Source organism: Flavobacterium sp. P3_A6, assembly GCF_056403035.1.
In genome coordinates this window covers 42,705-68,511 of sequence record NZ_JBFUGG010000002.1, presented here as the reverse complement: position 1 = coordinate 68,511, position 25,807 = coordinate 42,705, and the positions used below count along the sequence as shown (strand labels likewise).

Here is a 25,807-nt window from a genome sequence, read left to right as displayed (position 1 = left end):
TTTAAATTTTATCAAATATAATTTATAATTTAATAAAATGATTTAAATTTTTATTAATTTTTTTCTGCTATTTCCCCGCTAGCCATGCTCTTGGATTGGTATAAGTCGTGTTTTGGGTAATGGCAAATTTTAATATTGTTTTCCCATCTCCGTTCGTTTTTATTTTACCTAAACTTTGCTTGATACTCACGTTGTCTCCTTTGGTTACATTCACCGAAATCAGATTTTGGTAAATGGTAAAAAAATCGCCATGCTGTAGCATTACCAATTTATTTACCGGTGAAATAATAATAACACTAGTAACCACTCCTGCAAAAACGGCTCTGGCACTGGCTCCTGAATCGGTTGTGAATTCCAATCCGCTATTGTGGATTTGCAGTTCTCTATAAACGGGATGTGATTGGTCTCCAAAACCTAAAGAAATATATCCCCTTTCGACTGGCCAGGGCAATTTTCCCCTGTTGGCTTTAAAATTATCCGAATCAACTTTTCCATTTGATGATAGTTCAATTTTAGTAGATGAAACCGCTTTTACTTGTGCAGTTGCTGGCTCTGCTTTGGCTATTGCTTTTTCGACTTCCTTCGGAACTGGAATTGGTTTTGGAGTTGGTTTTGACTCAGCTTTTGCCTTTGCCACAGCTAATGCATTTGCCTTCTCGATTTCTTTTTTCTTTTCTAAAGCTTTGGCTTTGGCCAGTGCATTCGCTTTTGCAATAGCATCGGCTTTGGCTTTTTCTTTGGCCGCCTTTTCTATAGCCGCTTTTCTATTGGCTTCGGCAATTGCTGCACGGATTAATTTGTCTATTTTTTTGTCAATCAATTTAGACTCCTGCTGCTTTTTCTTAATCTCGGCAATGATTTGCTTTTTGTCTTTTTTTAAAGAGGCCACAAGCTTTTCCTGTTCCTGTTTTTCTTTTTCCAAAGACAGTCTTTCTTTATCATTCTCGACAATAAGCTGTTCTTTGGCACTTTTTTGCACATCCAGTTTAGCATTAAATGTATATAATGAATATGTTTTAGATTGTATTTCTTTACCTTGATTCCTCCTAAAGTTTGTATATTGTTTCATATACTGTGCTCTTTTATAAGCCTGTAAAAAACTTTCTGAGGATAATAAAAACATGGCACGACTTTCTTCAGAACGGCTCTTGTAGGATTGAACGATCATCTTGGCGTAATCTGCTTTGAGTAATTCGAGTTCTTTTTCTAGTTTGTTTATTTGAGCTTGATTTACAGAAATTGAATTGTTAAGAAGCGTCTTTTGTTTTTCAGTAGTTGCAATTAATTCTTCTTTAAGCTTAATTTTATTGCTTTGCAGAACAATGGTTTTGGTGGCTGTTTTTTCTTTCTTTTTTACCGTTTGGAGTTTCGTTTCGTTTTCGCGGATCTCTTGCTGGATTTTGACTTTACGTTCTTCTAATTTTTTTTGCTGATTGTCTTGACTCCAAAGTACTGCAGTAGTTATTAGAAAAATAAAACTTAGAAAATATTTTAACATCGCAAATTATATATAATGCAAACTTAATGAATGTAATGAATGGTTTATTAAAAAACAGCACTATTCTTCTTTCATAACTAAAATCGTGCTGTTTTAATTTTTGAGAAAAGCTACATATTATACAGCCAGCTTGCTGGATTATTGTAGGTTGTATTTTGTGAAATTGTGAACTTTAAAATCGTTTTCCCCTCTCCATTCGTTCTTATTTTTCCCAAACTTTGCTTGATGCTGACTTTCTCTCCTTTCGTCACAAAAACAGAGCTTAAATTTTGATATACCGTAAAACAGTCACCATGCTGTATCATTACGGCTTTGTTAACAGGTGACAAAACGATAACACTCGTTACTTCGCCAGCAAAAACCGCTCTGGCATTTGATCCCTGTTCTGTTGTAATTTCTACGCCGCTGTTATGAATTACAAGATTTGGATAAACAGGATGCGGCTGTTCTCCATACCCTAATGACACAAAACCTTTTTCAACTGGCCAAGGCAATTTTCCCTTATTAGCTCTAAAATTATCTGCTAATATTTTGGCTTCTGCGGTTAATACTATTCTGGATGATGTATAAGCCGCTACGGGAGCATTTGGGTTTTCACTTGCTGCTTTCCTGTTTGCCTCGGCAATCGCTTCCCGAATTAAACGGTCAATCTGACGGTCAATCGCTCTCGACTCGGTTTGTTTTCTTTTGATCTCGGCAATGATTTTTTTCTTGTCTTTTTTAATCGAATTTACCAATTTCAATTGTTCTCTCTTTTCCTTTTCAAGAGATTGTTTCTCTTTGTTGTTTTCTGCTAATAATTTCTTCTTAGCTATTTTTTGAATATTCAGCTTTTCATTATAACCTAAAAGATCATTTGTTTTGGATTTGATTTCTTCACCCTGCATTTTTCTAAATCCCGTATATTGTTTCATATACTGGGCTCTTTTATAAGCTTGCAAAAAATTCTCTGATGATAGTAAAAACATAGCTCGGCTCTGTTCGGATCTGCTCTTGTATGATTTGACAATCATCTTAGCATAATCTTCCTTGAGAACAGCTAATTCTCTGTTGAGCTTATTTATTTTTAACTGATTAATATACATGTCATTACCAAGGATTTTAGTTTGTTTCTCAGTAGTACGAATCAGTTTTTCTTTGAGTTTAATTTTATTGCTTTGTAAAATAATTACATTAACGGCAGATTTTTCTTTATTCTTTACCGATTTCAATAATTTTTCATTGTCCAAAATTTCTTGTTGAATTTCGGCTTTACGTTTTTCTAACTTTTCTTGTTGCGACTCTTGTCCCCAAATTACTGAGGTCGTGCATAAAAAAAATAGTGCTAAGAGAAATTTTCGCATTTTACAATTATATTGGTTCAAATTTACTTAATTAAAATTCTTTTATAACCATTTGGCACACTATATGGAAAATTAAGTTCTTCGTTTATGGTTATGGTATTGTATTCCAGATTAATTTCGGTTTTTCCTTTATCCTGCGCTGCCTTTATATCGATATCCGATGGCAATTGGTTTTCATTATACTTTTTATAATCCGAATAAAAAACTTCAATCTTTCTGTTTTCGGCTGTTTGGGAAATCTCCTGCTTGTTTAATAAAAATGATTCTTTATTAAAAAAGAAATACTTTTTGGTATTGTTTTTTGAAAGATCTTCCAATCGGTAGGATTGATCCACTAAGGAATCCTGATACTTCCCTTTGTTTAAGTCGTCCAGTGTCTGACCAATCAATAAATTTTGGACTTTATTAAAATCCAAATCCGTTCCCAGCCATTTGCTCAATGTACTAAAATCTCCTTCAAAAAAAGTGCCGTTTAATTTCTCATAATAACTTACAGAAGCCGGTGTTATTAATGCTTTGGCCATAGTGATTCCAAGAAAACGAATACTTACCAAAATCTGTTCATCTCTTTTTATCTTAATTTCTGCAGATAAATTTTGAGATTGTTTTTCGTCATCATATTTTACATTGGATTTTATGTATAATGTCTTGAAATCAGTTTTATTGGCATAATGATTTTTCAGGATTCGATCAGATGACATTTTATCCAAATCTTCTTTTTTAATGCCTTCCACAACTTTCCCCTTTGCTTTACATGACACTAATAGTGATGAACTGCTCATGCAAATAATACAAACAAAAAGCAGTCTTACTATAAATCTTTTCATTATTTTTTCTCTTTTAATAATTGATTGGCTTTGTTAAAATATAATTCTTTCTTGGCGGTATCACCTAATCCGCTATAGGCTTCGCCAAGCTGTATATTGAAATTGATTTCTAAATCTTTATTTTCGACAACATAATCAAGTCCCATTTCAAGAATATCTTTGGCTTTTTTAAAAAACTGCAGCTGATTATTGGCCAATCCCGCATAATAATAAAACTGAGATTCTGCTGGATAAGTCTCAATCAGCGCCATGGCTTTTTTAACTACAGGTTCAAACTGTTTGAGTTCGGTATTGGCTTGAAGCCAAAGTAAATTGGTCTCCAAATCAGCTTCCGAATTATTTTTTTCTGACATGTCATAATACTTAATAGCCTTGTCCCATTGCTTTTTATTGTGATAAAATTTACCAATTTCCTTGGCAACATTTACTTCTTTATCATTTTTAAAATAACCAATCGCTTTGTCTAAATCAGTTGTAAATTGAGGATTTGCATTGGCGAAAAGCAAAAATTCATTCAGAATTCTGTGTTTTATTTTTGAATCAACTTTAGGGCTTGCCAAAACTGCATTCATAGATTTTACAGCACTGGCGCCATCATTTTTTTCGATATAACTCTTGAATAAGCTTACTTGTGCCCAAACAGATTCTGGTATTTCTTTCTCTAATTTTTTTGCAACTTCCTCTGCTTTTTCATCTTCGTTATTATTAGAATATAAAAAAATTAAAGCAATATAATTGGATTCTTCTTTTGGGTTTTTATCAATAAGATCTTTTAGATTACTAACCTCTGAATTTTGAAATTTTCCTACCGATAAAATTTCCATTTTATACATTTCCCTTCTTTCTGTTTTTCCAACTTTGTCATTCAGCTCATTAATTCCAGCTAAAGCCTTATCAAATTGCTTGGTCACCATATATAACGAAACCAAATCTTCTTTATATTCTGGATCAAAAGGAATAATTTTATTGACAATAATTATGGCCTGATTAAAATCTTTGGTTTCATAACACACATCATACAATCCTACCCAAAACCATTTATTATTAGGGTCAATTTGCGTCGCATGCTCAAAAGAGGAATAAGCATTTTTGTAATCTTTGGAAGCTAAATAGTTCTTGCCCATTTCAAAATAAATGGTGGCATCATTGGGTTTCAATTTCAAACATTGTTCCAATGCCAATAATGATTTGTCATAGTTTTCAATGCTTTTTTGAAAGATAGATTCATAGAAAAAATCTTGAAATTTATCTCCTTCTACTTTAATTTCCTCTGGTTCTGTTTGTGCCAATACAGAAAAAGCATTGCAAAGCAAAACAGAAAAAGCGAATATGAAAGTCCATTTTTTTTTCATTAAAAAAGAAGTCTTGGGAAACAAAATAATATCGCCAAATTTACACGCTTTATTTTAGAACAGACACACTTGCAAAATAAATTAAAAAAACAACAAAGCAGCATAATAAAAACTTAAATAATGCTGCTTGGTCATTTTTAAAAATTTGCTTTAAAATTATTCTAAAACTGAGTAATCGCCAATGCTTATACTGGTAAATTTTCCATCAAAACTGGCATGATTCCCAATCATTGCATTATCCAGATTGGCATTTTTGATATGCGAATGTGTCTGCACCAAACTGTTTTGTATTGTACTGTTTTGTACATGACATGCATTTCCTAATGACACATTTGGTCCCACAGTCGAGTTGATTAAAATTACATTCTCTCCTATGTAACATGGAGGAATTATAGTTGAATTCTCTAATTTGACATTTTGATCTACCAAATGAATACTGTCGCTATGAAGGAAACCAAGCATTCTGGAATTGGTTTCAACCGTAACATCTTTGTTACCGCAGTCCATCCATTCATCAACTTTTCCAGGAACAAATTTCATTCCCTTAGCCATCATTTGCTTAATTCCGTCATTAATTTGATATTCTCCTCCGTGAATAATATTATTATCCAATACTGACTGTAGTTCGTTTTTTAAAACTGCAACATCTTTGAAATAATAAATTCCGATAACGGCAAGATCCGAAACAAATTCTTTTGGCTTTTCTACCAATTCAATTATTTCATTGGCTTCGTTTAAATTTACCACGCCAAAAGCTTCTGGCTGATCTACTTGTTTTACCCAAATAACGCTATCCGCATTTGCATCTAAATCAAAATTGGCACGAATTAAAGTATCAGCATAAGCGATAACTGCTGGCCCGCTCAAAGAATCTTTGGCACACATAATCGCGTGACCAGTTCCAAGAGCTTCATTTTGATAATAAATAGTTCCTTTGGCTCCTAATTTTTGTGCAATCGCAATTAAATCTTCTTCGACTTTTTTTCCAAAACTTTCGTGGATGACGAATGCAATTTCCTCGATAGGCTGATTTAAAACTCCTGCAATGTCTTCAACTAAACGGTGAACGATTGGTTTTCCAGCAACAGGAATTAAAGGTTTAGGAATGGTTAATGTATGAGGTCTTAATCTGGAACCGCGTCCAGCCATTGGCACTATTATTTTCATTTTGTTAAATTTAACCGCAAAGTTCACGAAGGTTTCGCAAAATTCACGAAGGTTTTATATTATTTGTCCACAGATTAAACGGAGAAACCGATTTCCATGGATTTTTATTTGAAATTTGTTAAAATAATTGTGTTTATGATTACAATTATAAACTAAATACTGAATACTATTTCACTCCCGTACTTCCAAAACCGCCTTCACCTCTTGATGTTTCGGATAATTCATGAACTTCAATCCACTCTGCTCGTTCGTGTTTGGCGATAATGAGCTGGGCAATCCGCTCCCCGTTTTCTACAGTAAATGGAGCATTGGATAAATTTACTAAAATTACTCCTATTTCACCTCTATAATCAGCATCGACTGTTCCTGGTGCATTTAGAACTGTGATTCCGCTTTTGGCGGCCAATCCGCTTCTTGGCCGCACTTGAGCCTCATAACCTATAGGCAATTCTATAAAAAGTCCTGTTTTTACAATTGCTCTTCCTAGTGGTTCCAAGATTATGGCTTCGGTTATATTTGCTCTTAAATCCATTCCTGCCGAAGCAATAGTTTCATAGTTTGGTAAAGCATGCTGTGATTTGTTGATAATGTTGATTGTCATATTTTTAAAATAAAATGTATTGATTACGAAATGCCCTAGCCCAGATGAAAGCGGCACTTTCTAGTTTAAAAAAAAGGCTTTTTTGCCGTAGTTTTTTGTTAATCGGGAATACAGCGGACAGCAGAATTAAGCCCCTAATTTTTAGCAGGCTTTTTTAAAATCCGCAAAAGTGTTTCTTTTTCATTGTAATAGATAAAGCCCATAAACACGCCTAAAAGTAAAACTCCTATATAATAATTTTGATTAAATCCATAGAAAGAAATACATGAAAAACCAATTGATAATGATAAGTATCCACTTATTTTTTTCTTGTCATAAGGAATTGGATAGTATTTGTTTCCAAAATAATAGGAAATAAACATCATGCTTCCGTAAGCCGAAAGCGTAGCGATTGCAGATCCATAATAGCTGTATTTTGGGATTAATAAATAGTTTAACACCAAAGTTACCACTGCACCAACTAGTGAAATATAAGCCCCAACATAAGTTTTATCGATTAGTTTGTACCAAACGGAGAGGTTCGTGTAAATGCCCAAGAAAAAATTAGCCAAAATAATTAACGGTACTACTTTCATGGCTTCCCAATAGGAAGAATTTGGAATCATGATTTGCTTTAAAAGATCGGCAAAAACGATTACAGACAACAAAATAAAAGAGCCAAAAATTACAAAATATTTGGTAACCGTTGCATAGGTTTGCTGCGCATTTTCATTGGAAGCATGGCTAAAAAAGAAAGGCTCAATTCCTAAAGTATAAGCAGTTCTGTATAATACCATAAAGAGCCCCAATTTATAACAGGCAGAATAAACTCCAACTTGTTCATCAGCTATATTGGCTGGTAATAATTTACCCAAAAGGATTTTGTCGAATTGTTCATTGATTGCAAAAGCAATACCCGCGACCATAATGGGCAATCCATAACGCATCATCCGCTTCCAAAGTTCATAATCAAATTTCCATTTTATGGTAAAATAGTCAGGAAAAAGAACCACAAATGTTAGAAAACTGGCAATGATATTGGCAAGGAAAATATAACCTATCTGAAAGTTTTCGATGTAAACAGAACTTAAGAAACTGTCAGGTTGTGATACTGATACACTTGGTAAATACATTAAGAAAAACAAATTCAAACAAAGGTTGACAACAACATTTCCTATTTTGATTGCTGCATAAAACATGGGCCTTTGATTGGCTCTTAATTTAGAGAAAGGTACTATAACTAACGCATCTAAAGCTAAAATCCAAATCGAATAAGTGATGTACTGCGTATCAACACCAGACCAATGTGCTAAAGAATTTCGAAATAGTAACGCAACAAAAATAAAAAGGATGGTGGACCAAAATATTGAGATAATTGTGGTCTCGACAACGCTGTCTTTGTTCTTTTCGGAATTATAAAACCTAAAGAAGGCCGTTTCCATTCCGTAAGCCAGAATAACATTGAAAAAAATCATCCAAGCAAATATAATAGATACCTTTCCGTACTCCGCTTGAGGCAATAGTCCTGTATAAAGCGGCACTAACAAGAAGCTGAACATTCTTGGTATTACTGTTGCAAGCCCATAAATGGCCGTTTGTTGAAGAAGCTTTTTATATAATCCCAAAATGAATTGCCTGTTAATTATTATAAAACAAAAATAACCAATTCTTTGGTTATTTTTTGTATTTTGCCTTTGAATAAAGCCAAAAAATATGTGCTAGTCAAATGTTTCTAAGTCAATCCTTCTTCATTCAGTATTTTTACAAAATGAAAGCCTCTTGGTTGATAACCTTGATTGTAATAAAAACGGTGTGCGGCAAAATTACCTGTAAAAGCATCCAAAACAATAGCTGTACAACCTTCGGATTTGGCTTTAGCATCAATATAATCGGTCATCAATTTGCCAATTCCTTTGGATCTGTAATCAGAATGCACAATAAAATTGTCAATCTCAATATATTTCCCTGTCCAAAGTTTTATAGCAGTCCAAAAACCTGTTAATCCGACACAAACCTCGTTTTCAAAAACTGCGGTTTGTTTGTAATTATGAAGAGTCATTTCCTGTAAATAGGATTCGTATTTTTCTAAAGTAAGTTTGGGATACAAATGCCTCATCACATTAATTTGAGCTAGCATTTCGGGAACGGTAGTGAGTTCGACGATTTTCAATTGTACATAATTTAAAAATAGAAGAACAAAAATAAACAAAATAGCCCATTTAGGAAGTGAAGAAAATTTATTAAAAATCACTAAAAGTGGGTATTGTGTAAACCTTTTTAATTAAAGATATTTGTATAACAAAATTAAGCAAGGGGTTTATAAAGCTAATCTGTCCCCACAAAACAGAGCATGGGCAAAGCTAAGTTTCACCCATAAAAAACAGAGCATAGGGGTTTATAAAGCTACGGTCCCCACAAAACAGAGCACGGGCAAAGCTAAGTTTCGCCCATAAAAAAAACAGAGCATAGGGTTGATAAAGCTAATTGTTCCCTTAAAAAAACAAGCTCAGGGAAAAGCTAAGATTCACCCTTAAACATAGAGCAGAAGGATTATAAAGCTATTTGTTCCTTTAAAAACAAGCACAAAAAAAGAGCCTATCGGCTCTTTTTTCATTTTTATGCATTTTAAAAATTATCCTTTTAAAGCCTCAGCACCACCAACAATCTCAAGGATTTCGTTTGTAATAGCTGCTTGACGCGCTTTGTTGTAAGTCAATTTCAATTGGTCTCTCAATTCAGTTGCATTGTCAGTTGCTTTGTGCATTGCAGTCATACGCGCTCCGTGCTCAGAAGCAAATGAATCACGAATACCTTTATATAATTGTGTTTTCAAAGCTTTTGGAATCAAGGTCAAAACAATTTCGCCCTTCGCAGGCTCAAAAATATAATCGCCTGTTGAAACTGGTTTATCAGATTGAATAGGTGCTAATGGTAAAAATTGTTCTGTTTGTACAATTTGAGTAGCTGCATTTTTAAACTGATTGTAAACCAATTCTATTCTGTCATATTCACCTGAAACAAATTTTTGAGTTAATGTTTCTGCAATGACAGCAACATTGTCAAAAGTTAAATGATCAAAAATTGAACTTTGATTATCAATTACTTTTGATGTTTTAGATAAAATATCGTTTCCTTTTTTACCGATAGCAAAAATATCAACTTGTTTACCTGCATAATATTCAGAACGGTTTTTAGCTTCCTTAATTACATTCGTGTTAAAAGCCCCACACAAACCTCTGTTAGAAGTAATAGCAACAATTAAAACTTTCTTTACTTCACGCTGTGTAGTAAATTCTCCGCCAACATCACCATCAAGCGAAGCTGAAAGATTTTGTAATAATTCCGTTAATTTTTCGGCATAAGGGCGCATTGCCGTGATCGCATCTTGTGCTTTCTTTAGCTTTGCTGCAGAAACCATTTTCATTGCCGATGTAATCTGCATCGTAGATGAAATGGAAGTAATTCTATTACGGATTTCCTTTAAATTTGCCATTTTATTTTAGTGATTAGCGATTAGTGATTAGTGATTAGCTAGTTACCAATCACTAATTACCAATTACTTATAATTAATATTTCGCTGAAATTTCTTTTGCAACAGTTTCAAGTACGTCTGTAATTTCATCTGTTAATTTTCCTGCTTTTAAAGCATCAAGAGTTGCTCTGTGTTTATTGTTTAGGAATTCCAAGAAATCTTTCTCAAATTCTTTCACTTTGTTCACAGGAACATTTCTCAATAAGTTTTTAGATCCAGCATAAATAATTGCAACTTGATCTTCAACTGTAAAAGGATCATTTAAACCTTGTTTCAAGATTTCAACGTTTCTTTTTCCTTTTTCAATTACGTTTAAAGTAACCGCATCCAAATCAGAACCGAATTTAGCAAATGCTTCCAATTCACGGAATTGTGCCTGATCAAGTTTTAATGTACCTGATACTTTTTTCATCGATTTAATTTGAGCATTACCTCCAACACGAGATACAGAAATACCTACGTTAATTGCTGGACGTACTCCAGAGTTAAACAAATCTCCATCCAAGAAAATTTGGCCATCTGTAATCGAAATTACGTTTGTTGGGATATATGCTGATACGTCACCTGCCTGAGTTTCGATAATTGGCAATGCCGTCAAAGATCCCCCGCCTTTTACGATTCCTTTCAAAGAATCCGGTAAATCGTTCATATCTTTTGCAATTCCATCATCAGCAATCACTTTACAAGCACGCTCTAATAAACGGGAGTGTAAGTAGAAAACGTCTCCAGGATATGCTTCACGCCCCGGTGGTCTTCTTAATAAAAGAGAAACCTCACGGTAAGCAACAGCTTGTTTAGATAAATCATCATAAACAATTAAAGCTGGACGTCCTGAATCTCTAAAATATTCTCCAATAGCCGCACCTGCAAAAGGAGCATAAACTTGCATTGGAGCTGGATCAGAAGCATTTGCTGCTACGATTACAGTATATGCCATTGCTCCTTTTTCTTCTAATGTTTTTGCAATTCCTGCAACAGTAGAAGCTTTTTGACCAATAGCTACATAGATACAAAATACAGGTTTTCCTGCATCGTAAAATTCTTTTTGATTTAAGATGGTATCAATACAAACAGTAGATTTTCCTGTTTGACGGTCACCAATAACAAGCTCACGTTGTCCACGGCCAACTGGGATCATAGCATCAACCGCTTTTACACCTGTTTGCAAAGGCTCAGTTACTGGCTGACGGAAGATAACTCCAGGAGCTTTTCTTTCCAAAGGCATTTCGAATAATTCACCACCGATTGGTCCTTTTCCGTCAATTGGAAAACCAAGCGTGTTTACTACACGTCCTACCATTCCTTCCCCAGTTTTAAGAGAAGCAATACGTTGTGTTCTTTTTGCAGTTGATCCTTCTTTGATTCCTGTTGAAGGTCCTAAAAGTACTACCCCAACATTGTCTTGCTCAAGGTTCAAAACGATTGCCTCTAATCCGTTTTCAAATTCAACTAACTCACCGTATTGAACATTTGAAAGCCCATAAATAAGAGCAATACCATCTCCAACTTGAAGCACTGTTCCTACTTCCTCTAGCGTAGCACCAGATTCAAAACCTTCTACTTGCTTTCTTAATATTGCTGATATTTCAGCAGGTTTAATTTCCGCCATCTTAATTTATAATTTAGACACTTAAATGTGTAATAAAACTAATTACTTAACTCTCTTTTTAATACTTGTAATCTGTTGGCAATAGAAGCATTGTATTGCTGATCGCCTATTCTTAATATAAACCCTCCGATGATAAAAGGATCTACTGTGTTTTCGATTGTGATTTTCTTATCGGAAAGTGTTGCTACTTTGGCCAAAACTTTGGCTTCAAGCGCAGCATCCATAGCTACGGCTGTAGTTACTTTTACTACTTCAACATTATTCTTGATATCAAACAATTTGCTGTATTCTGTAGCGATAACGTCCAGGATTTCGAATCTTTTGTTTTCAAATAACAAATGAAGCAAACCTTTGGTTACATTGTCAACATTAGCAAAAACTTCCAAAAGTGCTCGCTCTTTCACTTCTACTTTAATGGTTGGGTTCTGAATAAATGTATTCAGCTCCTCATTACCTTTTATCGTTGAAGCAATAGATTTCATGTCATTATTCACAATTTCAGTTACTCCTTTTGAATCGGATAAATCTAAAATTGCTGTTGCATAACGAATTGCTGCTCTAGTACCTGCCATGATTAGTTCATTTTTACGTCTTCCAACAATTTCTCAACCAATTTTGTCTGGGTCTCTTTGTTGGACAATTCTTCTTTCAACAATTTTTCAGCAATTCCTAAAGCCAAAGATGAAACTTGTAATTTCAATTCTGCCATAGCGGCGTTTTTCTCGCTTTCGATAGCAACTTTTGCCTGATCAATCATTTTTTGACCTTGAGCTTGAGCTTCAGTTTTTGCATCATCAACCATTTTATCTTTCATTTCACGAGCTTCTTTAAGCATGTTGTCACGCTCTAATCTTGCTTCTTGTAAAATACGTTGATTATCTGCTTGTAAATTTTGCATTTCTATTTTAGCATTAGCTGCTGAAAGCAATGCATTTTTAATTCCTTCTTCTCTATCATTTACAGCATCAAGAATTGGTTTCCAAGCGAATTTTTTTAACAAAACGATTAACCCAACAAATATTAATATTTGCCAGAAGAACAAACCTAACTCAAACTGATTTATTAACTTTTCCATTTTTTATAAATTGTAAATTGTATTTTAAAAATAAAATTTAATCTGTTTAATATAATTTCAACATTTAATTAAAACAATAGTTACAACCAACCGTTGTAACTATTGTTTGTTTTTTAAGTGCTAATTAAGCCGCGAATAACGCTGCGAAACCAATACCTTCAATAAGTGCAGCTGCAATAAGCATAGCTGTTTGGATTTTTCCAGAAGCTTCTGGTTGACGAGCAATAGCATCCATTGCTGAACCACCAATTCTACCAATTCCTAAACCTGCTCCAATTACAATTAATCCTGCTCCTACGAAATTTAAACCTTCCATAATATATATATTAAAAATTAAACATTCTTTTTTATGGCTTAATCGATAATTTGTTGAATCGTTCAATCGGTTAAACAAATTAACGGTTAAACATTTTAGTGATGAGCTTCCTCATGGTGATGCTCTTCTACTGCCATACCAAAATACAAAGCAGAAAGCAAGGTAAAAATATACGCTTGTAAAAACGCAACCAATATTTCAAGAATAGAAAGCGCAAATGACAAACCAAATGACAAACTGCTTCCTAACCAACTTTTGAAAATAAACATCAAACCAATAATACTCATCAATACAATATGTCCTGCAAAAATATTCGCGTACAAACGTATCATTAATGAAAACGGTTTAATAACTACTCCTAACAATTCTATTGGAGCCAATACAATACGCATAGGTTTTGGCACACCTGGCATCCAGAAAATGTGTCCCCAATAATTTTTATTGGCAGTAAGGTTTGTGATTAAAAATGTCAAAATAGCTAATGAAAATGTAATAGTAAGATTCCCTGTTACATTGATACCGAATGGCATCAAACCGAAAATATTTAAAAATAATATGAAGAAAAAGATAGTCAACAAATAACTCATGTATTTCTTGTGATGTTTCTCGCCAATATTTGGAATTGCAATCTCGTCACGAATAAACAATACAACTGGTTCAAAAATGCGACCAGCACCAGAAGCAATTCCATTATTTTTAGCATATGATTTTGCTAAGCCTGTAAAAATGAAAAACATCAAAATTGCAGCAATCATTATAGACAAAACAGATTTTGTAATTGATAAATCTAAAGGACGCACATTTGTAGGATGTCCTGATTTTTCATCTTCGGTAATTGTACCGGCAGCATCTGTTTTATAAATTTTTCCGTCGTGATGGTTTATTTTGTAGAAATTTCCGTTTGATTCAGCAACAGCTTCACCGTGTTCGAATTTTGAAGAAGAAAAAATTTGGAAACCATTATCCCAAATAATTATAGGTAATGAAAAACCATAATGTTCTCCTGTTGCATCATCTTGAAAAAAAGAAAATTCATGAGAATCTAAAACGTGGTGTTTTATGAATGCTTTTACTTTAGATTTCACATCTGTTGGTTCAGCGTGAGCTTCATTACCTGATTTCGAACCTTCATGAGATTCTACATTTTGAGCATTTGTAGTAGCTGTTTCAGGGTTTGCAAAACTAATAAAAGGAAGACATATAACGAAAGTCGCTATAATAAATCTAAGTGCTTTGTTGGAAATCACCATATCTCTTAAATATCTTATTTTTTAACGATTCTAAAATTTGGTGCAAAGGTACATTTTTTATTAATACTCAAAAGCATTATAAAAGTATTTTTTTGAGAATTTGATTCACAGAGATATTGATTATTGCTTTTCGTTTACTAAGCGTATAGTAAAAAGGGTCTCAATTGTTAAAAAGACAATAAACAGTATAAAGAAATTTATTCTTTCGGTAGGATTGTTGGGTTTAGGTATTTGCAATAATGGCCTTAAAATCAAAAAACAAAAAACCATTTTTATACTGGTCGCCAAAAGAAACGACATCCCCACATTGTCAAAACTTTTTTCTTTGATTGTTAATAAAACCTTGAAAATAACCGCCGATAAAAACACAAAAAACAAATAAAGTGTTTCTAGAGAATAGTGAAAGGTCTCTTGGTTGATGTTAAAACCATAGAAAACCATTTTATGAATCACGTATAATAGGAATGCAAGACCCAATAAAGTTAAAAATGGGCGCGTTTTTTTAAGGTTCATTATACTTTTAAATTTATTGTTTTTTGTTGATTTCGTTTACTTGCCGGATAACATTATACAGTGCCAAAATAACACCGACCATTACCAGTATTTTTACATAATATACTTTTGGGCTGGGATGGTTTTCGTCCAACCAATCTCCCAAATAAGCAAACAGATAAATAATAATTCCCATTTGTATTGGGATATTAATTAATGCCAACCATTTATTGTAGTTGTTCTTTTTGGGATCATTATTCGTCGGCACTTTTTGCTGTTTTAGTAGTGTTAGATAACATAACACATGATGCATTGAAAACTGCACCTGGCTCTACAGATAATTTTCCAATAATAACCTCCCCTATAATACTGGCCGATTCTTTAATATTTAAAGTATCCTCAATCTGAATTTTCCCTTCAAATTTTCCTTCTATATCTGCCGTATTACAAATGATATCCCCTTTGACACTTCCAGCAGGACCAATTACCAATTTCCCGCTGGATGTAAAATTTCCTATTAGTTCGCCGTCTAATCTAAAATCGGCTGGTGAAATAATATCTCCGTGTATGGTTGTTCCTTCGACTATTCTATTAGTCTTTCCTAAAAGTTCTGTGTACGATTTTGGTTTTTTATCAAACATAATTACAGTTTTTTTAATGAAAGATATTCTTCGAAATTTTTCTTGATTTGGACTATTTTATAATTTTCATTTGAAATGATAATTCCTGGCTGGCTAATTTTATATTTCTCATTCTCTGCAAAAAGAGCGGCAACAAATTGTGCATACGATTCTGAATGTATGCCTTGAATTGAAATAAAACTTTCTTTTTCTGTATACGAATCGCAAGTGTATCTCAGCCTCTCAACATTTTCATTGGCAAAAAACAAAATCACTTTACTTTCAATGGCTGTTTCTGTTTTAGTATCATTCTTATCAATTTTAAAAACAACTTTCCAGTTTTTAGAATCTGCTGTACTAAATTTCATTTGTTCCAAAAGCGGAATTTGGGTTTTAAGAATTTCTATAGCTTCTTTTCCTTCTTCATTGTTTGAATAATTATCGGCAACGTATTGTATTGCTTTTTTATAAGCTGTCAATCCATATAACTTACCTATAGTGTTTGCCTTTAGCAATTCAAATTTGGGGACAATGGCTTCACCTGCAAAATTGCTGATTAAACCATCAACGCGCTGCAAAACTAATGTAAAATATTCTTGCTTGAACTGTCGGTATAAATTATCATACTCACCCTCTGGAGTTCCTATATCAGACCCTTCGCTTGAATTTGAATTGGCAATAATTTGTGCATATCTAGAATTGGGATATTGACTTATAATTTCTTTTTTAATCGTTTCTGCTTTTGCAGGATTGGTAATTTCATATATTTTATACAAATTATATTTAGCAGGGAGAATTAATTTTTCTTCAGGTTTGTACAACAGTAACTGTTCCAATCTATTGGAAGCCAAATCGTATTCTTTGAATTTCTCTTTATAAATAACTCCTAATTCATAATAAACTGCGTTTCTTTCTTTGCTGATACTGTCAATCGCTTTTTGCGACTTTGGCAATTGTTTCAGATAATAATCAGTCGTGTATTTCTCATTCACAGCTATAGGGACTGCCAATTTATCATTTGGCGCGGTATCAGTAATTGCTCCTGTAACATTCGCTGTTGGATTTGCTCCCGAATTTGTTCCTGATGAAAATCTCCAATAAGTGTTTTGGATCCTGTTTCCCCAAATTTTCCTGAACTCCAATTTTCCATAAGCCACCGTATTGGGATTATAAAAATAGAACGTGTTGCCAATTGAAGTTGGAGTATTTGGGATATCTGCAGGAGGATTTAGTGATTGCCCGTTTGGATTAGGAATTGCAGCATCAGGACTGCTTATTGCTCCATTTAACAAAATATTTTTTTCTATCTTTTTTTGTTTCTCTTCAAGCAACTTTTTAAGTTCGTCACTGTTTTTTAATTTTTGGATATAGTTCTCATAGTAAACAACCTGTTCAGGCTCTTTCAAATTAGCTACATAAATAATACTGTCATTACGGCTGGCGATTGTTTCATTAATAATAGCTTCGTCCAGATTTTTTCTGATTTTTGAAATCTGAAGAAACTCTCTGGTTTTAGGATCCAATAATTCCAAACATTTATCATAATTTTTGGCAGCGCTGAGATACTCGGTATGCTTAAAATATAAGTTTCCTATATTTCTATAATTGGAAGCATTCAAATAAACATCTTGGGACTTGGCTTTCAAAGAAGCATTATAAAAATCTAATGCCATATCTTTTTCATTATGATGCTCATAAAAAATTCCGATACTATGATAAATCACATCCAAGTACGGTCTGTTTTCTCTGTCTTTTATAATCTTTTTAGATTTTTTGACAAATAAATCATAGTCGGCATCTTTATAATCTGAAAGTTGTGCTTTTTTGGCGTAAGCCTGAATCACGAATTTTCTTTCGGCTTTTCTATTCATGTCGATGACTGTCTGATAGAAATAAATGGCGCTGTCTTTTTTGCCTGCTTCTTCATACAGCTGACCCAATAAAAAAGCATAACGTTCTCTTTCTTCGTGAATTTTGGTATATTCATTAGCCAGTTTTAGCTTTACTACAGCACTGTCTTTTTCTTCCAAATTCAAAAAAGCACTAGCTAAAATAGCATTGGCATTAGCAAATTCCTGTTTGCTTAATTCATTATCCTTAATGAGTCTTGAAGTATTCTTAATAGCCACAACTTCATTTCCTAAACGGACATTAGTTTTTTCACGCCAAATTTTGGCATCATAAATATTGCTGCTGTTGGGATATTTATAAAGAATGTAATTGAATGCGTCTAAGGCCGGAATAAACCGCTGATCATAATATCTTGATTTTCCAAGCAATAAGTACGCCTCGTCTATTTGATAATTTTTTTCGTGTCCGCCAATATTCATCGAATGTTTTTGAATGGCTTTTGTGGCCTTTGCTTCGGCAAGTTCAAAATCGGCATTTTTGGATTTTCCGTCCATTGGCACATCATCCCTAATCTGCATTTTCTCGACCGGCAACCGTTTCCAGAAATTTTCGGCGGTGTTGTCATTTATTCCTTTAACACCTTTGTCTAAAGCAATTTGCCCATTGTACAATATATTAAGTTTTGTACTCAAAGCATGGGAATTTCTAGCCAAAAAAGTATCCTTCTTGGTAGAACAGGCTATCAAGAAAGATATGAAAGTTAAAGCTAAAATGTATTTCGATATATTGCTGTTCAAGGGAAAACGTTTAAATCATTAAACTTTCTAAAAAGTATTTTAGTATAATGACTTGTAAAAATACGTTTCTTTTTGAAATATATAAATTTAAACCGCAAAAAACAATTCCAATTCTTGAAGGGTTTCTTTGGACGTAAACATATCTTTGACCAATTCGCCTTTATTCAAAGCAACAATTCTATCACAAACCTCAACAGTGTGAAGCAAATCATGACTGGAAACCAATACGGTAACATTTGGATTTCCTGCTAATTCTTTGATGATTTTTTTTAATCTGTTTACAGTCGTCGGATCCAAATTAGCAAAAGGTTCATCCAAAATAATGACTTCGGGATTCCCTATTAAAGTCGCGATAATTCCAACTTTCTTTTGGTTTCCTTTGGATAAATCACGTAAATACTTTTTATTTTTTAGAATTTCACCATTGAAAAACTCTTCATGCTGAACCAATAAAGCATCAACATCGGCTTTGTTTTGTCCTCTCAAATCTCCAATAAAATAAAAGTATTCCTCAGGAGTTAAATACCCTATCAAAAAACTTTCATCCAGAAAAGAAGCTGTAAAAGGTTTCCAGCCCTCACTGACATTCACTTGAATTCCGTTGTTTAAAATACTTCCTGTTGTAGGATGGATTAAGTCCAATAACAAACTGAAAAAAGTGGTTTTCCCAGCTCCGTTATTGCCTACTAAACCAAAGCTTTGCCCCTTTGGAATTTCTAATGATTCTATATTCAATACGGTAGTTCCGTTATATTCTTTGGAAAGGTTATTTACTTGTATCATTTTTTAAAGTTTAATCGTTGATTTTTTGATTCGGCCAATATGTTAAATTAACTTTTTTGCTTGTAGGCTTCAATGGTTTTGTATTTCTCCTTTTTATAAATTTTTTCAATTAATGAAAAAACAATGTTTCTGAACATAAATCCTAACACACCCGCAAGAGCAACAAAAGCCAATCCTAGTTTCGGATTCATTATATAAGATCCCAACCAATATAAAAATAAGGGTAAAAGTAATTTAGGCAATGAAAGCAGCATCGTGTTTACATTAAATGATTTTTTGTCTCCAAAAGCCCCTTTTGTCATTGATAAATCAATTGGTGTTTTTGTAAAAGCACCGCCTAATAATACTAAGTGTGAATTCACGCCAATATTATAAACAGCACCAGCCACAATTGTTAGATATGTATGCCATCCAAAGTACAAATAGAAAGAAGCCAAAATTGTCGAAATAACAGTGCCAATAACAATTAGCCACCATTTTGAATTCAAATAACCCCGATACGGAATATTTTGCGTCATCATCAACTGGTAATAGGAGCTGTCCCAGCTAGGAACAAACTGCCCAAAAGTGAATAAAAATCCTCCAGAAACAAATATGCCTGCAAAAATCTGCATCACTGGCGGTTGATTTGAATGACTGTTAAAAAATATTAATCCATAAAACAAAAACATCACACTCATACCAACTGTCGTTTTGGAGCGCTTATTCCTTTTGATTAATTTAATATCGTTTTTTAAGAATGTTCCTAAAGTTCCAAATTGATTTAACCAAGTCAGATTCTCCGTTTTCGCAATATCGTTTTTGACAGATAATCCCGCATCCAGGTACAAATCCCCTTTTAAATAATTATAAGTCCAATAATATAATCCCAACAAAACCAAAACAGGAATGGCAAAAGCCCATTTGGTATGAAATAACGCTTCAAAAAAAGGATAAACGTAAACCGTAATATCAAAGACTTTATAATATTGACAACCCGCCAATACTGCTGCTACCGCAATAAAAATTCCCAATAAGCTGTCTTTGTTGTTCAATAAAATATTCAGAAAATTATTGACAAGCACAATGGAATAAAGAGCTGTAAGCCATAACAGTACACTAAGTATATCGAAACCCTCATAAATTAAAACAGCAGAAAAGGGAAGAAAAAAAAAGGCATGAACCAAATTAAAAAAAGAAAGTGCTGTTTTCCCTAAAGAGAAATGCACAATTGTTTGCCGCTTAAAAGGCATGATCAGTAATGGACGAATATTCATTACCGGTATTGCCTGCAGCAAAAGGCGCACGATCAAATCCATTACAAAATAATAAATCAAGAACTTGTTTACTGTAACCAATGGATCCAGTTTCATTTCTCTAAGAATATAAAAAGCACCTACTCCCATTGCTAAAAAAAGAACCGTAAAATAAAGAACCAGAAAACCCATTAGAATTTTCAAGGCCAAACTCGAAGCGAACGAAGCAGATCTCGTAAAGGATTTCCACTCCAGATAAATAAATTTTGCAATCATGGTTTTTTTGTTTGGTTTTGTGAGTAAGTAGTTTATAGTAGGAAAACGTTACAGAAAAATAATGAAAACTATCTTGAATAGCATCAAATTCTTTCAATCCTAAATAGTTTTATTACTTTTGCAAAAAAACAGTCTCATGCCAAATTTTCTTAAATTAATTGTAAAAGAAGTAAAACGCGAAACCAAAGATGCCGTTTCCATACTTTTTAATGTACCCGAAGAATTAAAATCCAATTATACTTTTATTGCTGGTCAATACATAAATTTACGTTTGACATTAGATAATACCGAAATCCGTCGTGCCTATTCCATCTGTTCCGCGCCTGGCAGCGGTGAATTACGAATTGCGGTAAAAGCCGTAAAAGATGGCGCTTTTTCTCAATTTGCTAACAGCAAATTAAAAGCCGGCGATGTGCTTGAAGTAGGAAAACCAGAAGGGAAATTTATTTTTGAACCAGAAATTGACCGCCAAAAAAATTATATCGCTTTTGTAGCAGGCAGCGGAATCACCCCTGTTTTATCCATCATAAAATCGGTTTTGAAAAATGAGCCTAAAAGTTCATTTGTCTTGGTTTATGGAAACAAAACACCGGAACAAACTATTTTTCATCAAGAATTGCACGATTTACAATTGCAGTATGTAGGCCGCTTATTTATTCATTATGTGTATAGTCAAGTCAATGTTGAAAATGCTTTGTTCGGCAGAATTGACAAATCTGTGGTAAATTTTGCCTTAAACAATAAACACGCCGCATTGGATTTTGAAAAATTCTATTTGTGCGGACCTGAAGATATGATCAATACCGTTTCGAGTGTTTTAAAAGAAAAAAATGTGAGAGATTCGGCTATAAAATTTGAGCTTTTTAAAACCTCTTCACATGAAAATACCATTCAGGAAGCCTTAGTTGGACATTCTAAAATCACCGTTTTGGTCGATGATGATGAGACAACTTTCGAAATGTCACAAAAACAAACCATTCTTGAAGCATCCCTAAAGCAAGGAATCGATGCGCCCTATTCCTGTCAAGGCGGAATCTGCAGCAGTTGTTTGGCTCGTGTAACTTCAGGAGCGGCATTAATGAAGAAAAATTCTATCCTTACCGACAGCGAAATTGAAGAAGGCTTAATTCTAACATGTCAAGCACACCCTACTACACCAACTATTCGAGTGGATTATGACGATGTTTAATTAAAAGGAAATCCAATATTTAAATTCCCAAATTCCAATTGTATATAGTTGGAATTTTTTTATTGTTTTTTTTAATACTAAGACTGAATTTTTGAAACTATTTCCTCCACAAGAATCGTCCGCATCGCATCTTCATAACCCTCCACCTTTTTATTTCCGTAAACGGAAGTTGGTAATTTTGGGTACAAACTCCTATTGGAAACCAAAGCGTTTTCCAAGGGTTGATTGAAAGGAGAAAAACCAGCATACGGATGTGTAGCGCCCCAAAGCGTAATTACTTTCACTCCCAGCATCGCAGCAATATGAGCATTCCCTGAATCCATAGAAAGCATTACATCCAGATTGCTGATGAGTTGCAATTCCTGAGGAAACTTGATTTTTCCTGCCATATTGATGACATTCGCTTTTCCAGAACTTAGCGTATTTAAAACTTCGATTTCTTTTTTTCCGCCACCAAAAAGCAAGATTGTATTGCTTTTGTCTAATGCTAAAATATCTATTACTTCCTTCATTAAATCTAGTGGATAAACTTTGGAATCGTATTGAGCAAAAGGTGCTATCCCAATTAATTTTTGATTGTTTTCTCCAATTATATCAATTATTTCCTGATCTAAAATTGTTTTTTTAGGAAATATTGGATTCGATAAATCTACAGAAAAACCTAGTTCTTCAAACACTTTTACGTGTCTGTCGAACATTGTGGCCAACGGTTTGAAGATTTTATTTTCGGGACGGGTTAAGGCTTTTTTCTCTTCTCTTCCTTTATCAACAGATGCAGTTTTTTTTCCGCTCAAGGCGAAAAGTGTCCGCACTACTTTAGAACGCAAAACATTGTGCGAATCGGCAAAGGCATCAATCTGCAGTGTTTTTAAATCTTGAAACAAACGCAACAATCCGAAGAATCCTTTGTGTCTTTCTTTTTCATCAAAAGCAAAAAAAGAGAGATTTGGAATCCCTTCGAAGAAAGGCTTAAAAAAAGGTCTGGAAACTACCGTGATTTTTACTTCCGGATACTGATTTACAAAAGCACGTAAAACAGGAATCGTCATAGCGACATCTCCCATTGCGGAAAGTCTCATGACGGCTATATGTTTGATTGTTTTTGACAAATTAAAAATCTTTTATTCTTGGTTAGGTTCTTAGCCCAGATTACTTCACTTAACTTTTATTTACATTGGAGTTCAGTGAACTTCGTTTGAAATGAAAATCCCAGAACAAAAAAAGTAAAGTTTCCTGTTCTAAAAAAGCGACCAGCGGAAGCTCTTTTTAGAACATTAGAAACTATACTTTTTTTGTGAGGAATTGTAATGGAAAGCTGGACACGAACGTAGTGAACTGACTAAGTAAATAGCTCCAAAAACTATTTTTTACTTTGATACAAAACAGGATTCAATTCATCGTCGTTGTACATTTTCATTTGTTTGTACACTTTCATGAATTTGTCACCATTTTCGATGTCAGTCAATAAATCTTCGATTGCTGCTGACAAATCACTTCTTTGTTCCAAAAGGATGTTCAATTTGGCCTGGCATTTGTCTCTATGATCTTGTGATGCTTCGGCACGAGTGGCTTCTTCGTTCATATGATAAATTTTCAAGGCTAAAATAGACAATCTGTCAAAAGCCCAAGCCGGACTTTCGGAATTGATTTTTGCATCGTTCTTTACCGCAACATTACTGTATTTTTGAAGAAAATAGCTGTCAATATATTCTACCATATCAGTACGCTCTTGATTAGAAGCATCGATTCTCCTTTTCAGGGTCAACGCGGCAACTGGGTCAATATTCGGGTCACGAATGATATCTTCAAAATGCCATTGTACGGTGTCAATCCAATTTTTCAAATACAACAAATGCTCGAATTTATCTTTTGGAAAAGGATTGTTTATAGGTTGGTCTACATTATCAAATTGATGATAATCTTTTATACTTTGCTCAAATACTGAATAAGCTAATTTTGAAAACATATCTTATGATTTTAGAAACACAAAGATACTTTTTATACTTTTGATAGTATAAAAAAACGCTACAAATTAAATTCCTAATAGTAAATCTATGGAAATTCATTATTTATCGAAAAAAAACAGTGTGCTAAATCATTTTTTAAGCCAAATTCGGAATATAGATGTTCAAAAAGACAGTATGCGCTTTCGCAGAAATATTGAGCGTATTGGCGAGATTATGGCATATGAGTTGAGTCAGTCTTTGCATTACAAAACGGTAGAAATTCCCACCCCGCTGGGGGTTAAGCAAACTGCTGAAATCGCAGATCAATTGGTTCTGTGTTCTATTTTAAGAGCAGGGCTAACCTTGCATCAGGGATTCCTTAACTATTTTGACGATGCTGAAAATGGTTTTATTTCAGCTTACAGACATCATCCGAATAATGATGATTATTTTGATATTCGTGTTGAATATGAAGCTATTGCCGACATCAACGGAAAAAATATTTTGTTGGTTGACCCAATGCTAGCCACAGGACAATCTATAGTTTCGGTTTTTAATAAACTAATGGAAAGAGGAACTCCGAAAGAAATTCATATTGCTGTAATTATTGCTGCTCCTGAAGGCGTTGCGTATCTGGAACAAAATTTACCTGATACGTGCCATCTTTGGATTGCATCTCTCGATGAAAAACTTAATGATAAAAGCTATATTGTCCCGGGACTGGGAGATGCAGGAGATTTATCTTATGGAACAAAATTATAACTGAGAAAAAAAGGCAAATAAACTGCAGGCTAAAAGCACAAATATCACAATTTCTTCTTTCAGTTTGGGCTGCGATATTTCAATATGAGTTGTCGCCATTATTGCCAATGGAGCAAAAGTAAATACTAATGTTTCATTGCTTTTATTGGCAGATAAAACAAAAACTAAGATTCCGATAAAAAATGAAGCTATGACTTTTTTATAAGAAGAAAGCAATACCAAAGGTCTGCTTGATAAAGTTGAAAGCGTTGAGATTACAAAAAATAATGCCACCGTAATGTATATCGAAAAAGCTGCGTTTTGATAATTATTGGTAAAATAATCAAGACTTAAATCTATTTTACTGCTCTCTTTTAAAAATGCAATACTGTTAATGTTAAAAATCAAAGAACAGGCAACAAACAAAATCGATACTGCAAAAAGAGCTATAAATGGAATAACCCAGTTTCTATAATCTCTGGAAACATGAAATATAACCGATATAAATACCAAAAGAATATATAAAATACTCCAAAACTGAAATAAAGATGCCATGAAAATCCATAATGAAGCATCAAAAAGTTTCTCTTTGGATTCTTTAAGAGTCTGCAAAGAAACTAGTCTTCTAATGGCTAACAGAACAAAAAAATTGGATATAATTAAATTGGGATCGTTAAATAAGTCTGGAAAAAAAATTAGAAGTAAAAAAGTAAAAAAAGCCGTGTAAGTACTGTCCCTGCTCAATCCGTTTTTTTTTGAAATAAAACTATTTAGAAAAACAGTTGCAAATAAAATCAGAAATAAACCCGTTTTTTGAAGAATAGGAATAACAGAATTAGTCCAAGCAGAATCTTGGATTTGATATAGAAAAAAGAAAACCAGCATTAAAATAACAACCAAAGAAAAATTAAATGGCGTAGATTTTTTAAAAACACTTGTTATCATAAGGATATTTTATACTTTTGTGACTGTAAATATAATACTTGTTTAAAAAGGAATTAGGCAAGATTAAAAAAGATTCTAACGAATTCTATTTTTTGATGTTCAAAATTCCGAAAAATAAAATAATAAAAAATTAAAGAGATACATTATGACATCATTTTTTGAAGGAATACAATATTTATTTGTAAACATTTTATTCGCTCCTTTAGACTTTTTACGTTCATTAGAACTTAAATCTTGGTTTGGTGCCAATACTATCAACTGGATCTTTATGATTATTTGTGCAGTTGCTATTGTTTATTGGATTAAACAATTAAAATTACATAAAGAAAATGGTGAAGAGTTTCAAGACACAACAGCACATTCTTTCTTGGACTAAATAGAAT

The 25,807-nt window shown here is 33.5% G+C and carries 26 protein-coding genes; 3 read left to right on the top strand and 23 right to left on the bottom strand.

The genetic code is table 11. The features are described 5' to 3' along the window. Positions 1 to 67: 67 nt before the first annotated feature. The 20 genes from AC1DVP_RS02225 to AC1DVP_RS02130 form a co-directional block, all read right to left on the bottom strand. A complete protein-coding gene (locus tag AC1DVP_RS02225; RefSeq protein ID WP_477181926.1) occupies positions 68 to 1,498 on the bottom strand; it encodes a murein hydrolase activator EnvC family protein in 1,431 nt (476 codons plus the stop codon). 110 nt (positions 1,499 to 1,608) lie between these two features. After that, positions 1,609 to 2,841: a murein hydrolase activator EnvC family protein gene (locus AC1DVP_RS02220; protein WP_477181925.1), complete on the bottom strand. Its 1,233-nt coding sequence runs from the start codon at positions 2,839 to 2,841 to the stop codon at positions 1,609 to 1,611. 23 nt (positions 2,842 to 2,864) lie between these two features. Further along, positions 2,865 to 3,668: a lipoprotein insertase outer membrane protein LolB1 gene (gene lolB1 / locus AC1DVP_RS02215; RefSeq protein ID WP_477181924.1), complete on the bottom strand. Its 804-nt coding sequence runs from the start codon at positions 3,666 to 3,668 to the stop codon at positions 2,865 to 2,867. Beyond that, positions 3,668 to 5,020 (bottom strand): tetratricopeptide repeat protein, encoded by a 1,353-nt coding sequence (locus AC1DVP_RS02210; RefSeq protein ID WP_477181923.1) that lies wholly within the window; start codon positions 5,018 to 5,020, stop codon positions 3,668 to 3,670. Before AC1DVP_RS02210 ends, lolB1 begins: the two co-directional genes overlap by 1 nt. 156 nt (positions 5,021 to 5,176) lie before the next feature. Beyond that, the gene (locus AC1DVP_RS02205; protein ID WP_477181922.1) at positions 5,177 to 6,187 is read right to left on the bottom strand and encodes a sugar phosphate nucleotidyltransferase; all 1,011 of its coding nucleotides are present in this window, start codon (positions 6,185 to 6,187) and stop codon (positions 5,177 to 5,179) included. Positions 6,188 to 6,353: 166 nt separating this feature from the next. Beyond that, positions 6,354 to 6,788, bottom strand: coding sequence for a dUTP diphosphatase (dut, locus tag AC1DVP_RS02200; protein ID WP_477181921.1), 435 nt, complete (start codon positions 6,786 to 6,788; stop codon positions 6,354 to 6,356). Positions 6,789 to 6,922: 134 nt separating this feature from the next. After that, positions 6,923 to 8,392 carry a lipopolysaccharide biosynthesis protein gene (locus AC1DVP_RS02195; protein ID WP_477181920.1) on the bottom strand — a complete coding sequence of 490 codons (1,470 nt, stop codon included), beginning with the start codon at positions 8,390 to 8,392 and terminating at the stop codon, positions 6,923 to 6,925. A 107-nt stretch (positions 8,393 to 8,499) separates the two neighbouring features. After that, positions 8,500 to 8,904 (bottom strand): GNAT family N-acetyltransferase, encoded by a 405-nt coding sequence (locus tag AC1DVP_RS02190; RefSeq protein WP_477182157.1) that lies wholly within the window; start codon positions 8,902 to 8,904, stop codon positions 8,500 to 8,502. A 495-nt stretch (positions 8,905 to 9,399) separates the two neighbouring features. After that, on the bottom strand, positions 9,400 to 10,260 hold the full coding sequence (gene atpG / locus AC1DVP_RS02185; RefSeq protein ID WP_477181919.1) for an ATP synthase F1 subunit gamma: 861 nt from the start codon (positions 10,258 to 10,260) through the stop codon (positions 9,400 to 9,402). Positions 10,261 to 10,333: 73 nt separating this feature from the next. Then, entirely contained in the window at positions 10,334 to 11,908 is a 1,575-nt protein-coding gene (gene atpA / locus AC1DVP_RS02180) for a F0F1 ATP synthase subunit alpha (protein ID WP_477181918.1), read from the bottom strand. Between the two features lie 38 nt (positions 11,909 to 11,946). Continuing rightward, positions 11,947 to 12,480, bottom strand: a complete 534-nt coding sequence (gene atpH, locus AC1DVP_RS02175) for an ATP synthase F1 subunit delta (RefSeq protein WP_477181917.1) — start codon at positions 12,478 to 12,480, stop codon at positions 11,947 to 11,949. A gap of 2 nt (positions 12,481 to 12,482) precedes the next feature. Further along, complete coding sequence (locus AC1DVP_RS02170) at positions 12,483 to 12,983, bottom strand: F0F1 ATP synthase subunit B (protein WP_477181916.1); 501 nt, start codon at positions 12,981 to 12,983, stop codon at positions 12,483 to 12,485. Between the two features lie 124 nt (positions 12,984 to 13,107). Then, positions 13,108 to 13,299 (bottom strand): ATP synthase F0 subunit C, encoded by a 192-nt coding sequence (gene atpE / locus AC1DVP_RS02165; protein ID WP_100842815.1) that lies wholly within the window; start codon positions 13,297 to 13,299, stop codon positions 13,108 to 13,110. A gap of 95 nt (positions 13,300 to 13,394) precedes the next feature. After that, complete coding sequence (gene atpB / locus AC1DVP_RS02160) at positions 13,395 to 14,549, bottom strand: F0F1 ATP synthase subunit A (RefSeq protein WP_477181915.1); 1,155 nt, start codon at positions 14,547 to 14,549, stop codon at positions 13,395 to 13,397. Between the two features lie 120 nt (positions 14,550 to 14,669). Further along, positions 14,670 to 15,062, bottom strand: coding sequence for a DUF6168 family protein (locus AC1DVP_RS02155; protein ID WP_477181914.1), 393 nt, complete (start codon positions 15,060 to 15,062; stop codon positions 14,670 to 14,672). 13 nt (positions 15,063 to 15,075) lie between these two features. Beyond that, positions 15,076 to 15,309: an AtpZ/AtpI family protein gene (locus AC1DVP_RS02150; RefSeq protein ID WP_477181913.1), complete on the bottom strand. Its 234-nt coding sequence runs from the start codon at positions 15,307 to 15,309 to the stop codon at positions 15,076 to 15,078. Then, a complete protein-coding gene (locus AC1DVP_RS02145; RefSeq protein ID WP_477181912.1) occupies positions 15,296 to 15,682 on the bottom strand; it encodes a bactofilin family protein in 387 nt (128 codons plus the stop codon). The genes AC1DVP_RS02150 and AC1DVP_RS02145 overlap by 14 nt, the downstream gene beginning before the upstream one ends. A gap of 2 nt (positions 15,683 to 15,684) precedes the next feature. Continuing rightward, entirely contained in the window at positions 15,685 to 18,258 is a 2,574-nt protein-coding gene (porW, locus tag AC1DVP_RS02140; RefSeq protein ID WP_477182156.1) for a type IX secretion system periplasmic lipoprotein PorW/SprE, read from the bottom strand. Between the two features lie 138 nt (positions 18,259 to 18,396). Continuing rightward, complete coding sequence (locus AC1DVP_RS02135; protein WP_477181911.1) at positions 18,397 to 19,092, bottom strand: ABC transporter ATP-binding protein; 696 nt, start codon at positions 19,090 to 19,092, stop codon at positions 18,397 to 18,399. Positions 19,093 to 19,139: 47 nt separating this feature from the next. After that, a complete protein-coding gene (locus AC1DVP_RS02130) occupies positions 19,140 to 20,603 on the bottom strand; it encodes a DUF5687 family protein (RefSeq protein ID WP_477181910.1) in 1,464 nt (487 codons plus the stop codon). Between the two features lie 136 nt (positions 20,604 to 20,739). Here AC1DVP_RS02130 and AC1DVP_RS02125 point away from each other — a divergent pair, with 136 nt between their 5' ends. Beyond that, on the top strand, positions 20,740 to 21,792 hold the full coding sequence (locus AC1DVP_RS02125) for a 2Fe-2S iron-sulfur cluster-binding protein (protein ID WP_477181909.1): 1,053 nt from the start codon (positions 20,740 to 20,742) through the stop codon (positions 21,790 to 21,792). A 77-nt stretch (positions 21,793 to 21,869) separates the two neighbouring features. On the opposite strand, the gene AC1DVP_RS02120 is transcribed toward AC1DVP_RS02125, so the two are convergent. Both AC1DVP_RS02120 and AC1DVP_RS02115 read right to left on the bottom strand, forming a co-directional pair. Then, positions 21,870 to 22,871 (bottom strand): glycosyltransferase family 9 protein, encoded by a 1,002-nt coding sequence (locus AC1DVP_RS02120; RefSeq protein WP_477181908.1) that lies wholly within the window; start codon positions 22,869 to 22,871, stop codon positions 21,870 to 21,872. A gap of 281 nt (positions 22,872 to 23,152) precedes the next feature. After that, positions 23,153 to 23,758, bottom strand: coding sequence for a DUF4254 domain-containing protein (locus AC1DVP_RS02115; protein ID WP_477181907.1), 606 nt, complete (start codon positions 23,756 to 23,758; stop codon positions 23,153 to 23,155). Positions 23,759 to 23,846: 88 nt separating this feature from the next. Between AC1DVP_RS02115 and upp the strand changes: the two genes are divergently transcribed. After that, positions 23,847 to 24,500, top strand: coding sequence for a uracil phosphoribosyltransferase (gene upp, locus AC1DVP_RS02110; protein WP_477181906.1), 654 nt, complete (start codon positions 23,847 to 23,849; stop codon positions 24,498 to 24,500). Here the strand turns inward: upp and AC1DVP_RS02105 are convergent. Then, positions 24,495 to 25,424 (bottom strand): DUF6427 family protein, encoded by a 930-nt coding sequence (locus AC1DVP_RS02105; RefSeq protein ID WP_477181905.1) that lies wholly within the window; start codon positions 25,422 to 25,424, stop codon positions 24,495 to 24,497. The two genes, upp and AC1DVP_RS02105, sit on opposite strands and share 6 nt — an antisense overlap. Before the next feature lie 145 nt (positions 25,425 to 25,569). On the opposite strand from AC1DVP_RS02105, the gene AC1DVP_RS02100 reads away from it, so the two are divergent. Next, entirely contained in the window at positions 25,570 to 25,800 is a 231-nt protein-coding gene (locus tag AC1DVP_RS02100) for a DUF6341 family protein (RefSeq protein ID WP_477181904.1), read from the top strand. Positions 25,801 to 25,807 lie beyond the last annotated feature (7 nt).

What these genes read in the sequence shown, in the direction of transcription:
- AC1DVP_RS02225 (WP_477181926.1), bottom strand. Translation starts at nt 1,498, where the DNA reads ATGTTAAAATATTTTCTAAGTTTTATTTTTCTAATAACTACTGCAGTA.
- AC1DVP_RS02220 (WP_477181925.1), bottom strand. Translation starts at nt 2,841, where the DNA reads ATGCGAAAATTTCTCTTAGCACTATTTTTTTTATGCACGACCTCAGTA.
- lolB1 (WP_477181924.1), bottom strand. Translation starts at nt 3,668, where the DNA reads ATGAAAAGATTTATAGTAAGACTGCTTTTTGTTTGTATTATTTGCATG.
- AC1DVP_RS02210 (WP_477181923.1), bottom strand. Translation starts at nt 5,020, where the DNA reads ATGAAAAAAAAATGGACTTTCATATTCGCTTTTTCTGTTTTGCTTTGC.
- AC1DVP_RS02205 (WP_477181922.1), bottom strand. Translation starts at nt 6,187, where the DNA reads ATGAAAATAATAGTGCCAATGGCTGGACGCGGTTCCAGATTAAGACCT.
- dut (WP_477181921.1), bottom strand. Translation starts at nt 6,788, where the DNA reads ATGACAATCAACATTATCAACAAATCACAGCATGCTTTACCAAACTAT.
- AC1DVP_RS02190 (WP_477182157.1), bottom strand. Translation starts at nt 8,904, where the DNA reads ATGCTAGCTCAAATTAATGTGATGAGGCATTTGTATCCCAAACTTACT.
- atpG (WP_477181919.1), bottom strand. Translation starts at nt 10,260, where the DNA reads ATGGCAAATTTAAAGGAAATCCGTAATAGAATTACTTCCATTTCATCT.
- atpA (WP_477181918.1), bottom strand. Translation starts at nt 11,908, where the DNA reads ATGGCGGAAATTAAACCTGCTGAAATATCAGCAATATTAAGAAAGCAA.
- atpH (WP_477181917.1), bottom strand. Translation starts at nt 12,480, where the DNA reads ATGGCAGGTACTAGAGCAGCAATTCGTTATGCAACAGCAATTTTAGAT.
- AC1DVP_RS02170 (WP_477181916.1), bottom strand. Translation starts at nt 12,983, where the DNA reads ATGGAAAAGTTAATAAATCAGTTTGAGTTAGGTTTGTTCTTCTGGCAA.
- atpE (WP_100842815.1), bottom strand. Translation starts at nt 13,299, where the DNA reads ATGGAAGGTTTAAATTTCGTAGGAGCAGGATTAATTGTAATTGGAGCA.
- atpB (WP_477181915.1), bottom strand. Translation starts at nt 14,549, where the DNA reads ATGGTGATTTCCAACAAAGCACTTAGATTTATTATAGCGACTTTCGTT.
- AC1DVP_RS02155 (WP_477181914.1), bottom strand. Translation starts at nt 15,062, where the DNA reads ATGAACCTTAAAAAAACGCGCCCATTTTTAACTTTATTGGGTCTTGCA.
- AC1DVP_RS02145 (WP_477181912.1), bottom strand. Translation starts at nt 15,682, where the DNA reads ATGTTTGATAAAAAACCAAAATCGTACACAGAACTTTTAGGAAAGACT.
- AC1DVP_RS02135 (WP_477181911.1), bottom strand. Translation starts at nt 19,092, where the DNA reads ATGATACAAGTAAATAACCTTTCCAAAGAATATAACGGAACTACCGTA.
- AC1DVP_RS02130 (WP_477181910.1), bottom strand. Translation starts at nt 20,603, where the DNA reads ATGATTGCAAAATTTATTTATCTGGAGTGGAAATCCTTTACGAGATCT.
- AC1DVP_RS02125 (WP_477181909.1), top strand. Translation starts at nt 20,740, where the DNA reads ATGCCAAATTTTCTTAAATTAATTGTAAAAGAAGTAAAACGCGAAACC.
- AC1DVP_RS02120 (WP_477181908.1), bottom strand. Translation starts at nt 22,871, where the DNA reads ATGAGACTTTCCGCAATGGGAGATGTCGCTATGACGATTCCTGTTTTA.
- AC1DVP_RS02115 (WP_477181907.1), bottom strand. Translation starts at nt 23,758, where the DNA reads ATGTTTTCAAAATTAGCTTATTCAGTATTTGAGCAAAGTATAAAAGAT.
- upp (WP_477181906.1), top strand. Translation starts at nt 23,847, where the DNA reads ATGGAAATTCATTATTTATCGAAAAAAAACAGTGTGCTAAATCATTTT.
- AC1DVP_RS02105 (WP_477181905.1), bottom strand. Translation starts at nt 25,424, where the DNA reads ATGATAACAAGTGTTTTTAAAAAATCTACGCCATTTAATTTTTCTTTG.
- AC1DVP_RS02100 (WP_477181904.1), top strand. Translation starts at nt 25,570, where the DNA reads ATGACATCATTTTTTGAAGGAATACAATATTTATTTGTAAACATTTTA.